The following is an 11206-nucleotide window of genomic DNA, read 5'->3' on the forward strand; positions in this document are numbered from 1 at the left end:
TCTCAGATTTCGGCTTTTCGACATATGATGAATTACAGGGTATATTCAAAATCGCATAAAATGTAAAAACTTTCATAGGAGTAATTTAAGCATACCCCCAACTTTGCACCAGAACCCTTTTTTATAACATATCACTTATTTATACCAGAACCTTTATTAAATCTTGATAATTTTCCATATGTGAAAATCCGCCAAATTTTTTCAAGAGGTCCTTGCTGAAATTTTTGCACCCAAACAAAACTAAAGATACTTAGTATAGTAAACACGATACAGACGAGTATCCAACTTTGTACAAGTGTATATCCATTTGTCCAACCTAGTAAAGAAACACAGAGTTTAATAAGCAATAAATGTCCTACATAGGCGGTTAACGATATCCGTCCTACGTAACTAAGTGGCTGAAAAATATACATAAAATAATTCTTATTATATAGAATAAGTATGGAGGATACATAAAAAATTGATAAGGGATAAGACGCCACTATACCTATTCCTCGGAAAATTATATTAGATGCTACATTGGGACTTGGACTTATATAAGCAACCCACAGTCCTCCTAAAATCAATGGTAAACTGAGGAAAAATGAAATTTTATGAATTTGTTTAATTATGCTCATTTTTTGTGATAATTGCTGAAAAAGGTTGATTTTACCTACATATAGTCCTAGGAAAAACATGCTAATAATTAACAAATTATAATTAATCATATACTTGATTGCAAAGATACCAAGACTTTTAGTCGATACCATAGTTGCAATCATGAATATCATACTACATGACGCGAGTATACCAGCAATACTTAGAATTATTCTAGGCTTTAGTTTAAAGAAAGGCAACAAGATAAACCCTAATAAACTATAGGTTATTAAAATAGGGGTTACCGGAGAACCCATTAGTATCGGTATCATCCCTATAGGAAGCAAAGTAATCAACCGTCTTGAAAAAAGCTTCTTACTTTGCAATCCACGTTGTTGTGTGCGTGAAAAAAACACCTGAGATCCAATACCAAATAAAAATGAATAAATGGAAACAAACTTCAGGTTAATAAATAAATCATTAAAAACGAGCAAATAAAAATCCGTAGAATACTTTAAAAATGGGGGGTCTTTTGACAACATAGGAGCATGTGCAATCAACACCCCAAGTAAAGCAAAACCACGAATAATATCAAGGGACATCATACGTGTAGAAATATTTTTGGTAGTATTCATATTTTTGTTTTCCTTCCCCAATGTTTAGGTTCCAAACGGGGGTCTATAATTTTCATATTCAAACAATAATAATTTAGTTTTATATTTCTGTTGGACCTATGATAACAAACTTTATCTGGATAGTTGAGCCAATGATAATGGAAGCTACCTACTTTAGTAGATATATTGTTTACTCTTATGGATACGATTTAGTTATATTATTTGTTTTTAATAAAATTGCCATGATGTATCACCTTTTCTTTCTTGTATTATTCACTCATTTTTGGTCTTTTAAACTGAAAAATTGCATATTATGGGTATTAATACCAAAATAATATTTCAAATTTGGAAAAAAATAATAAAGAATATGTTATCTACAGCACAACATACTTAGGAGTTGAAAACAAATAAAAAAATCAGTTATCATAATGGGTATTATCCTATTCGCAAGTATTTATGTTTGGAATATTACTCACATCAAGCAGAATTTGAATCTGTTTGATATGAGTTTTGAATCAATAAACATAAAACAGTTACCTTTACTTATTTTAGGACATTGTCTGCCAAACAAAAAAAGTTTCGTTACAAAGATTTCTAAACTCAGCTAAACTTTAGAAAAAATGAGATGAGGAGAATGGTTGGTTCTAGTGCAACAAAATCATAAATGAAAAAAGAAGCCTAGTTTCCTAACGAATTCTTTGATTATGTCGTTAATCTAAATAGTTGGTTGATAAAGATATTCTGATTTTGGACAGACTGATCCTTTAAATGCATTTGCTCTTTTTTGATCATATACATGGCCTCTAATCCAGCAATCATTTTTTTCTCTGTACGAAAAGATTGTAACCTTAAAAGCACCTAATCATTTGTAGGTGCTCTATTTTTGTTTAGTATGAAGTTTTTCACAAAACGGTTCTGGTGCAAAAACTTCAAAATAACTGAAAGTCATCTTATAAATTTGGAAATACTGAAAGAATTACTTTAAAAAAGGTGTGTGGTTAATATGAAAAGGGTAAATGTTTTTAAGTGGAAACATTATCAGCCAGATATTATCTTATTAACTGTACGTTGGTACCTGCGGTACAACCTAAGCTTTCGCGATTTAGTGGAAATGATGGAAGAACGAGGATTATCTTTGGCCCACACGACTATTATGCGATGGGTTCATCAATATGGACCAGAGTTGAATAAGAGAATTCGAAGACATTTGAAACAAACGAATGATTCTTGGAAGGTGGATGAAACCTACATTAAAATCAAAAGAAAAGATATGTACCTGTATCGGGCAGTAGATTCCGAAGGAAATACGATTGATTTTTACCTCAGTAAAAAAAGAGATACCAAGGCTGCCAAAACTTTCTTTCAGAAAGCCCTACTACTTGTCATGGGACGATTCCTCGTGTGATTAACGTAGATGGAGATAAAGCCTATCCTCCTGCAATCCGAGAGTTAAAACAAGAAAACAGCTTACCATCAAGTATCTTACTACGGGTCAAGAAATACTTGAATAATATGATTGAACAAGATCATCGATTTATCAAAAAACGTATTTGGAATATGTTAGGGTTACAATCTTTTCGTACAGCGAAAAAAATGATTGCTGGATTAGAGGCCATGTATATGATCAAAAAAGAGCAAATACATTTACAGGATCAGTCTGTCCAAAACCAGAATATCTTTATCCACCAACTGTTTGGATTAACGATATAATCAAAGAATCCGTTAGGAAACTAGGCTTCTTTTTTCATTTAGGGTCTTTTTGCACCAGAACGATTTTATTGATGGAAAGAAAAGTACAAACCGTTCAAAAGGAAAGAACTAGAAATACAGTATCATTTCAGGACCGGTTAATACAAGAAGCGATGCAAAAGAAAAAGATTGTTACGCTCATTTTGTTGAAAGGATTTCAAATCAAGGGAACGATAAAAGGGTATGATGCTTTTTCTATTTTGATAGAATCTGAGGGAAAGCAACAACTTCTCTATAAACACGTCATTTCAACTGTTCGTTTATAAACAAAGAAGCGTGAATTCATAAGCCTTCATGCTAAGGAGTGACTATTTTATGATATATGCCGTTCACATGAAATCAAGCGATTATGAACGTTTTTCAGAAGTATAAAAGGCACTGGCTCATCCTGTGCGTTTAGAAATTATTCATCAATTACTGAAGAAAGAGTCCTTAAATGTTTCTCAATTACAACAGCACCTTGATATACCACAATCCACCGTATCTGGGGTACGGCAAAGATTCCTTCTTTTTGGAGCCACTCATAAAAATAACACAAGAGGCAAAACGATATTTATCGTCTTATTCTCTTATCTTTCCGTTAATTCACTGGTCCAACTGAAATACGGGTATGGCTGAGATAAGTTCAAAAAAATAGAAAGACCCCATTCAAAAAATCTTATCATGAATGAGGTCTTTCTATTAAAATAGTGTTTAATTTCCACCTTAAAAATGCTGTACATTCATTGGCTTTCAAATTAACTCTGTTGTATTAAACCCACAATTTAAACCTTTTTAACAAATTCAGATTTTAATTTCATAGCTCCAAAACCGTCAATTTTACAATCAATATCATGGTCTCCATCTACTAAACGGATACTTTTTACTTTTGTACCGATTTTCACAACCGATGAAGTTCCTTTTACTTTAAGGTCTTTAATGACTGTTACAGAATCACCATCATTTAAAATATTTCCGTTTGCATCTTTAGTAACTTTTGTATCTTCGCTATTTCCAGCTTCTGAGTCTGAAGTCCACTCATGAGCACATTCTGGGCAAATAAAAAGATTTCCATCTTCGTAAGTGTATTCGGAATTACATTTTGGGCAGTTTGGTAAATTAGACATATTTCAATTTCCTCCACTCGTTATCATTTATTCTAATATATAAGCATTTTTAAAATTTAAGAAGCTTTTCTAATCTGTGTCTCAATCATCTATTTTTATCGCAGATCATTCAGTTTCTTAATGATCGTGTTTGGTGTCGCCCATTCATCACGGTCGAAGTCAGAAATAGACACTTCAATGTTTAAACGTTCTTGAAATTCTACTAATAAAGATACTGTACCAAAAGAATCTAGAATCCCTTCTTCAAATAATTGCACATCTGGGTTATCTTTTACGATATCATTTTCACATACTTCTTCTAAAACATTTAATACTTGATCTTTAAATTCAGACATTATTTATGCTCCCCTATACCCATGATTTATCATTAATTTTTTCATAGTTTTCTATTTTTTAACACACCATTTAAAAGAATCTGTCCCATCATCATTACACAGCTATCCCTAGCTTTTGTGTAATAGTTATTCAGGTTTAACAAATAATCGTTCCCTGGAACATATGTGATTACAAACCCTTTATTCTTTTCTTTAGGAAAGGGAATGTATATATTTTTAACATCTGGCTGTATAGCTGGAATGTCTTTCGAAAACAAACCATTTAAATTCGTTAAAAACGTCTTTCCATCAGAGATAGGTTGTATTTCCTTAGCCATATTAATACCATCTTTGTTTTTACTTGAATCTATTCCACATACAATTACACCACCAGAAACACAAGAAAAAAATGACACATTTTTTTCATAATTCTCTTTATCATCTTTTGAAAGGAAACCGTTTGTACAATCCGTTTTGTGCTGAAATGTTAGGAAAATATTCTCTTCCTGCTGTTTGAGGACCATTTGTTGGATGTATGAAAAACCTTCTTGTTCAAACTTTGTAAAAATCTTCTCCGCATTTTCCACAGTAAACTTTCTCCTTCTCTATTTTTTAATAAAACGATTAAAAGAGTGGATCAAATCAAACAAACTTGGTGTGTGAAGTGAATTTTTTAAAAATCTAATGTATTTGCTTTATTCTTTGTTGTATTCCCTTCTTGGGATTGCTGAGAAAGCTCGGTACATTCATGAAAAGCGAAATGCTTACACCCTATACATTTTTTGTATTTAAATGTCCCAAAGCATAGTTAATAGCTTCACCGGTATGATCAAAAAAGTTTTCTTCCCCAATCTCCGCGTATAATCCATTCTTATCTAGAGTTGTCTTTAACTCGGATTGAATTCCTGAAATGAGAAGTATGCCACCTTGCTTTTTAAAATGCTGAACAATATTCCTAAAGTAAGACTCTCCTGTTGTATCAATAAAAGGAACTTTTCCCATACGTAAAATTAAAACTCTGGGTTTATAATGAATGGTCGCTAAAATATTTTGTTCAAATGTTTGGGCAGCCCCAAAGAATAACGGACCTTCTATTGTGTAAATACTAATTTGTGGACAATCATGCGATTTATTTACCACATGTGGTAACAATTTTTCATTCTTTTTTGTATGATCAGGAAGTACTTTCGATATGACAAGCATATTACTCATACGTTTTGTAAACAAAATAATAGGCCTCACGATACCATTTCGGGAAAATTGTACGTTTAGACACAATTTAGACAAAACTATCTATTTCCTTACTTTTAAGGAAATAGATAGTTTTTTTATTTATATATATCAGTTGAAGATTTTTTGTTACCGATACTTTGATTGAAAAAATAATAATCATTAACGGCTTACAACATTGTAAGGTAGATGTAAGAATAATCAATATCTTTATTCAAGTATGATAGCTAAACTAACAATATATGAATCCACCTGAGATTATATTACACATGGGAGGTAACTTTATGACTAAAACTGTATTACATGTAACTAAAGTAAAAAAGGTATATGGTAAAAAAGGAGAAAATCAATCCCAAGCTTTAAAAGACGTATCTTTTTCCATGGAAGAAGGAGAATTTGTTGGAATCATGGGCCCTTCAGGTTCAGGGAAAACAACATTATTAAATGTAATTTCTACTTTAGATCAAGCAACAGAAGGTATCATTACCATCGCTGGGACAGATATCACAAAGATGAAAGCGAATGAACTTTCTGACTTTCGGTCTCAAAAATTAGGATTTATCTTTCAAGATTTCAACTTGCTTGAAAATTTATCAATTTATGAAAACATTGCATTGCCACTCTCTCTTCAAGGTAGATCCTCTCGTGAAATTAAGACTAAAGTACAAGATGTAACGGATATGTTAGGAATTAATGCTATTCTTTTGAAATATCCTGCTGAAATTTCTGGAGGACAAAAGCAACGTACTGCGGCGGCACGTGCACTTGTGCATAATCCCGCTATGATTTTAGCGGATGAACCGACAGGAGCACTCGATTCTAAAAATGCAACAAGTCTATTAGAAGCCATGCAACAGTTAAATACAGAACAAGATGTCTCTATTATGATGGTGACACATGATCCTTATAGTGCGAGTTATTGTAGGCGGATTTTATTTATTCAAGACGGAGAGTTATATAAGCAAATTCATCGAAGTGATACCCGAGAAGTTTTCTATAAAGAAATTTTAGATGTATTAGCTACACTTGATACATCTTCAAAAGAAATGGAGATATAACATCATGTTGCTTAAACTTTCTATTTCCAGTATACGAAAAATGATGAAAGATTATATCGTGTTATTAATTGGCTTAGTCATTTCTATTTCTATTTTTTATATGTTTCAAACGTTGGCGATGAATACAGAATTTACAAAACATAATAGTATTATCGCTTCCATTGCACTGACATTTCAAATTGGATCTATTTTACTTATGTTTGTTTCTTTCTTTTATATTTTCTATGCTAATTCTTTCCTACTTTCCTTACGTCGTAAAGAATTGGGAATGTATTTGATATTAGGTGCAAAGAAAAATAAAATTAGTCTCTTACTGTTTTTTGAAACATTAGGTATGGGGTTTTTAGCAATCATTTTAGGAAGTATGTTAGGGATTCTCCTTTCAAAACTAGTGAGCTTCCTATTAATGAAACAATTAGAGATTTCTCTAGAAGGATACCAAGCTTTTTACCTACCCGCCTGGAGTAAAACCTGTTTCTTTTTTTGCATATTATTTTTCCTTACTTCTATAATCAATGCGATTCGTTTATCTTTGAAAACAGAGTTACATTTAATTCGTACAGAACAAACGATAGACCGTATGCCAACAAAAGGTCTTACTACCATGTTATTATCTATAGTGGGAATAGGCGGAATTGGGGTAGGTTATTATTTGGTTATGGGTCCTGGGATTAAAAAAGTTTCAGATATTCAAATACCACTTTTGACCATTACATTAGGAACATATCTACTATTTATGTCTCTTTTACCTGTATTAGTAAATGTATTGAAAAAAACAAGTTTAAATGAAAAATATATTAACGCTTTTACTTTTGCCCAATTACGATTTCGTGTTAACAATCTAGCAAAAATGCTAGGAACGGTCACACTGTTGATTGGACTTGGGGTTGGTGCCATGGCTGGTGGTATGTCTTTGCAACAAAATACAGAGTTAAGAGCAAATAAAACTCAAGTATATGATATTACAATTTTGAATCCAGAACATGCAGATTATGAAGCATTGAAAAACATGAAAATAACAGAAAAAAATCAATATCGTTATAAGAGTAATGATCAAGCGATTTATTATTTAAAGGATGATCTTGTTGCTCATCCACCGCTTACATTTTTGAATCAAGAAGAAAATCAGCCGCATCGTATTACAGAAAAGCTTCCAGCGGAAGCCTACAGCATGTTTAATGGCAATCGAAACAACCAAACGTACAAGACGTTACCATCAGAGTGGAGCCGAGCAATGGCGTTTGAATTTAGGATAAATATGCAAATATTTGATCAGAAACCAGTTTATATCGTAGATCAAAAGCATTATACATCCATTTCTGGGTCAGATCATGTATTTTTATTAGCTAAAGTAGATGATTTTCTAAAGTATAAAAAAGAATTGAAAGAGCTAGATACTCGCCACCAAAACCAGTTACCTACCTCTCAGAAAGAGGAGCCCTTGTTAACAAAGTATGGTATGTATGAAGCTATGCTTGCTTTCTCAAAAGGAACCGTATTTATGGGATTCTTCTTAGGTATTGCATTTTTAGCGATGATGGCAAGTTGTTTGATGTTTAAAATACTTTCTGGAGCTACCAGGGATATAGAACGTTATCACATGCTTCGTAAAATAGGTGTGCGTAAAGAATTACTGACAAAATCTATATATAAAGAGCTTGGCAGCATCTTTGTATTTCCAGCTATTTTGGGATTGATACATGTTTTAGTTGGAATGAAAGTTTTTGCATATGTAGCCATTTTTACAGATCCCTATATTAATATTTGGGTCCCAATTTCTATTTTTCTCATTATCTATACGATATATTATTGGATTACTGTGCAACTGTATAAAAGAATTGTATTTCCCAAACAACTATAATACATCCTATAGAATATGAAAAAAACAGAATCGGATTAAAAAATGGTATTAAACAACAAGAATATAATCAAATGAATATATATACGGAGGAATAAAAATATGAAAAAATATATAAGTATACTTGCATTGGTAACAATTTTGACTACTTTAATAGCTGGATGCAGACAAGTAAATGGTTTATATGAAAAAGCAACAGCATCCAACCACCAAAGAGTATAAATTAGACGCTTATAATGAGGACGGAGAAAAGGCTAAAGTTACTTTTACTGTGTCGGAAGAACTAAAGGCCCCTGTTTTTCTTCGTATTCATGTATTAAAATCAAAAGATCCTGATGAAAATCATTTCGTTAAGGATTACGAAACAGTAAAAGAAACCGAACTACCTGAGAAAGTAAAAGAGAAAATCAAAGGTAATTAAAGAATAGCGATTATTTCGTATAAAAAAGTAACCTGTCGCAATAGGTTACTTTTTTATATGGTGTACAGAAAATTGTATGTTTCTGTACACATTAATATGGAACAAAAAATTATAGGATTTCTCCTTTTTTTGTGTTCAAAAACCTTGTGGTTCTGTTGCTGAATTTAATTCATGCATTTACATAATTTTAAAACCAAACCTCGGGATGATCCTCAGCTGTATTCAGCGTATAGATATTTCGATTTTTTAAAGAAGGCCTATCTATTAGATAATGTACCGCATCTTGTCGCTATCTAAAGACATTTTGAAGATAATCATTTTGTGCTCCGTATGCTATATTATGAGTTCTGATAACATCTTTCCCTATCAAAGATGCATATGAATATTAGATCTGTATTTGTGGTTGATGGTAATAGTCAATCAGGCATAGGGAACCCGATGCTTTGTTATATAGGTGGAAATGAAATGCCCTTATCTTGCACGTCAGCGATACTAGAAATAGATTTCGTCTTTGGTAGCAAGAGTCCTATTGATGTTAGTCAGCTTGGTTTTTTAGCAGTAGGAATATCAAAAAAATTATTAAGGAAAGTGTAAAAAATGAAAAAAACTTTAATCAGTGTACTAACTTTAGCAATTATTGCAGCCTCACTTCCAGTAACAGCATTAGCTGCAGATCATTCCGATCCTGTAACAAAAAAAGGAGAAAGATTGAAATATAACACGCCATACTATTTAAAGGATAAAAATTTACCTGATAAAGGGGGAGTAATAGTTAAACCATGGTTTTTGGATGATTTTGTTCATTTCGCTGGTGTTCCAACTGATAATGGAACACCAATTATTTTTGAGAATAACAATAAAACGGATGGGTTAATCAAATCTGGTGATTGGATTAGAGTGAAATCCACTAAAGTTAATTCTCAATCACAATATTGGACCTTGGATGAGATGCTCGACTCTGTTTATTTAAATTATGATACTAGGACAGATCATAGAATTTATGGATCATCAAAAGATAATTCTATAGGAATAGGAATCCATACTATAGCTTCTGGCCACAGGGGGGCCAGGGGGGCTTATATTGAACTATCTTTTAGGGGATACAAAGGGGAAAATACCGAAAAAGCTTGGATGAGGCCGGATTTGTATCCGATATCTAGTGAAAAAGACATACAAACACCTTTTGAAGTTATTGAAGTTAGCGAATAAATAACATTAAGAAGCTATATAGGGTTCTGTTGCAAATTTCAAGGATGTTTAAATCGGTTCTGTTGCAAAGTTTGAAAAAATAGAGAGAGGGTTATAAAGTGAAGATCGGTTTTAAGCAACCGCTACTAATTTTTGTAGTTCATTACACACTGAAAAGACGGAGTCTAATTCCAGACTTCGTCTCTGTTTATATATAGCCTGAATCGTTTCAATCCCCTTTATGGTACGAGAAGCATGACGGATACTTTGGAATCCAGAAGATTTGGCAAATCGTCGTTTTACATGTCGATGATCTTGTTCAATGGGGTTATTACGATGTTTGATCGTACAGTGTTTGGTATTTGTATAATAATTGTCTTTCTTCAATTTTTTAAATGCACAAAGCAAAGCCGGGACCTTATCTGTCGTAAGAACCGATGGTTCTCCAAAAGCTTTGACGAGTCGCTTCATAAACATAGAAGCCGCTTGATGATCACGAGTTCTACGAAGTTGAATATCCAAAGTATGTCCATCTCCATCAATTGCACGATAAAGATAGCGCCACTCCCCTTTAACTTTGATGTAAGTCTCATCTAAATGCCAAACAGGGTGTGTCGTTTTGTTTTTCTTTTTCCAGATTTGATAAATCAAATTGCCATATTCATGAACCCAACGCATGATGGTCGTAGGATGAACGGATATGCCACGTTCTTTCAAGATTTCAGATACATCACGATAGCTTAAAGAAAAACGACAATAATAGCCGACGGCTACCAAGATAATGTCTCTCTCGAATTGCTTTCCTTTAAAATATCCCACATGTTATGCTCCTCATCTCATTTTTTCTACAGTCTAGCTCAGCTCCAAAAACTTTGCAACAGAACCAATATTTTTAATAGGTGATAGCATCTATTTAGCAAGCACTAGCACGATTTCTTCCGAAGATGAACTGGCTGTGCATATTTATAATTACATGTTTACTGTATCCCCACTTGTTTATTTTATCTTTATCGCGTTATCGATTATGTTTTTAATTACTTATCGAAAAAAAGCTTTCTAAATCAGGGTTCCACTTACTATTTATCAGTTCGC

General features: G+C 32.7%; 11 protein-coding genes and 4 pseudogenes. 8 read left to right on the forward strand and 7 right to left on the reverse strand.

Translation table 11 applies throughout. The features are described from left to right. Positions 1-131 precede the first annotated feature (131 nt). Together CDB3_RS28835 and CDB3_RS32680 are read right to left on the reverse strand one after the other, a co-directional pair. Positions 132-1211, reverse strand: a complete 1080-nt coding sequence (locus tag CDB3_RS28835) for a DUF418 domain-containing protein (RefSeq protein WP_128856830.1) — start codon at positions 1209-1211, stop codon at positions 132-134. Between the two features lie 681 nt (positions 1212-1892). Next, a pseudogene (locus CDB3_RS32680) lies at positions 1893-2000 on the reverse strand (IS6 family transposase); the annotation flags it as partial. A gap of 193 nt (positions 2001-2193) precedes the next feature. On the opposite strand from CDB3_RS32680, the pseudogene CDB3_RS28840 reads away from it, so the two are divergent. The 3 genes and pseudogenes from CDB3_RS28840 to CDB3_RS33190 form a co-directional block, all read left to right on the forward strand. Next, positions 2194-2900, forward strand: a pseudogene (locus tag CDB3_RS28840) (IS6 family transposase). 71 nt (positions 2901-2971) lie between these two features. Beyond that, positions 2972-3205 carry an RNA chaperone Hfq gene (hfq, locus tag CDB3_RS28845; RefSeq protein WP_128856831.1) on the forward strand — a complete coding sequence of 78 codons (234 nt, stop codon included), beginning with the start codon at positions 2972-2974 and terminating at the stop codon, positions 3203-3205. A gap of 49 nt (positions 3206-3254) precedes the next feature. Continuing rightward, positions 3255-3425 (forward strand): annotated as a pseudogene (locus tag CDB3_RS33190) (ArsR/SmtB family transcription factor); the annotation flags it as partial. A gap of 278 nt (positions 3426-3703) precedes the next feature. On the opposite strand, the gene CDB3_RS28855 reads toward CDB3_RS33190, so the two are convergent. The 4 genes and pseudogenes from CDB3_RS28855 to CDB3_RS28870 form a co-directional block, all read right to left on the reverse strand. After that, positions 3704-4045, reverse strand: coding sequence for a zinc ribbon domain-containing protein YjdM (locus tag CDB3_RS28855; protein ID WP_128856832.1), 342 nt, complete (start codon positions 4043-4045; stop codon positions 3704-3706). A 95-nt stretch (positions 4046-4140) separates the two neighbouring features. After that, positions 4141-4380 (reverse strand): D-alanine--poly(phosphoribitol) ligase subunit DltC, encoded by a 240-nt coding sequence (gene dltC, locus CDB3_RS28860; protein ID WP_128856833.1) that lies wholly within the window; start codon positions 4378-4380, stop codon positions 4141-4143. Positions 4381-4421: 41 nt separating this feature from the next. Then, positions 4422-4946 carry a hypothetical protein gene (locus CDB3_RS28865; RefSeq protein WP_128856834.1) on the reverse strand — a complete coding sequence of 175 codons (525 nt, stop codon included), beginning with the start codon at positions 4944-4946 and terminating at the stop codon, positions 4422-4424. Between the two features lie 86 nt (positions 4947-5032). Next, positions 5033-5592, reverse strand: a pseudogene (locus CDB3_RS28870) (STAS domain-containing protein); the annotation flags it as partial. A gap of 281 nt (positions 5593-5873) precedes the next feature. On the opposite strand from CDB3_RS28870, the gene CDB3_RS28875 reads away from it, so the two are divergent. The 5 genes from CDB3_RS28875 to CDB3_RS28890 all read left to right on the forward strand — a co-directional run bounded on the left by CDB3_RS28875 (position 5874) and on the right by CDB3_RS28890 (position 10135). Continuing rightward, on the forward strand, positions 5874-6647 hold the full coding sequence (locus CDB3_RS28875; protein ID WP_128856835.1) for an ABC transporter ATP-binding protein: 774 nt from the start codon (positions 5874-5876) through the stop codon (positions 6645-6647). A 4-nt stretch (positions 6648-6651) separates the two neighbouring features. Next, positions 6652-8508, forward strand: coding sequence for an FtsX-like permease family protein (locus CDB3_RS28880; protein ID WP_128856836.1), 1857 nt, complete (start codon positions 6652-6654; stop codon positions 8506-8508). A gap of 181 nt (positions 8509-8689) precedes the next feature. After that, on the forward strand, positions 8690-8926 hold the full coding sequence (locus CDB3_RS28885) for a YxeA family protein (protein WP_256869962.1): 237 nt from the start codon (positions 8690-8692) through the stop codon (positions 8924-8926). A 465-nt stretch (positions 8927-9391) separates the two neighbouring features. Beyond that, on the forward strand, positions 9392-9520 hold the full coding sequence (locus tag CDB3_RS32690; RefSeq protein WP_256869963.1) for a hypothetical protein: 129 nt from the start codon (positions 9392-9394) through the stop codon (positions 9518-9520). A gap of 3 nt (positions 9521-9523) precedes the next feature. Then, entirely contained in the window at positions 9524-10135 is a 612-nt protein-coding gene (locus tag CDB3_RS28890) for a hypothetical protein (RefSeq protein WP_128856837.1), read from the forward strand. A gap of 111 nt (positions 10136-10246) precedes the next feature. On the opposite strand, the gene CDB3_RS28895 is transcribed toward CDB3_RS28890, so the two are convergent. After that, positions 10247-10933: an IS6 family transposase gene (locus CDB3_RS28895; RefSeq protein WP_128856838.1), complete on the reverse strand. Its 687-nt coding sequence runs from the start codon at positions 10931-10933 to the stop codon at positions 10247-10249. Between the last annotated feature and the right edge of the window lie 273 nt (positions 10934-11206).

Origin of the sequence: Bacillus sp. CDB3 (assembly GCF_002081505.1) — a bacterium.
Taxonomy (GTDB): domain Bacteria; phylum Bacillota; class Bacilli; order Bacillales; family Bacillaceae_G; genus Bacillus_A; species Bacillus_A cereus_AT.

Bases quoted from the DNA above. Each gene is read 5' to 3' on its own strand.
- CDB3_RS28885 (WP_256869962.1), top strand. From the start codon at position 8,690: ATGAAAAAGCAACAGCATCCAACCACCAAAGAGTATAAATTAGACGCT.
- CDB3_RS28890 (WP_128856837.1), top strand. From the start codon at position 9,524: ATGAAAAAAACTTTAATCAGTGTACTAACTTTAGCAATTATTGCAGCC.
- dltC (WP_128856833.1), bottom strand. From the start codon at position 4,380: ATGTCTGAATTTAAAGATCAAGTATTAAATGTTTTAGAAGAAGTATGT.
- CDB3_RS32690 (WP_256869963.1), top strand. From the start codon at position 9,392: ATGCCCTTATCTTGCACGTCAGCGATACTAGAAATAGATTTCGTCTTT.
- CDB3_RS28880 (WP_128856836.1), top strand. From the start codon at position 6,652: ATGTTGCTTAAACTTTCTATTTCCAGTATACGAAAAATGATGAAAGAT.
- CDB3_RS28835 (WP_128856830.1), bottom strand. From the start codon at position 1,211: ATGAATACTACCAAAAATATTTCTACACGTATGATGTCCCTTGATATT.
- CDB3_RS28855 (WP_128856832.1), bottom strand. From the start codon at position 4,045: ATGTCTAATTTACCAAACTGCCCAAAATGTAATTCCGAATACACTTAC.
- CDB3_RS28875 (WP_128856835.1), top strand. From the start codon at position 5,874: ATGACTAAAACTGTATTACATGTAACTAAAGTAAAAAAGGTATATGGT.
- hfq (WP_128856831.1), top strand. From the start codon at position 2,972: ATGGAAAGAAAAGTACAAACCGTTCAAAAGGAAAGAACTAGAAATACA.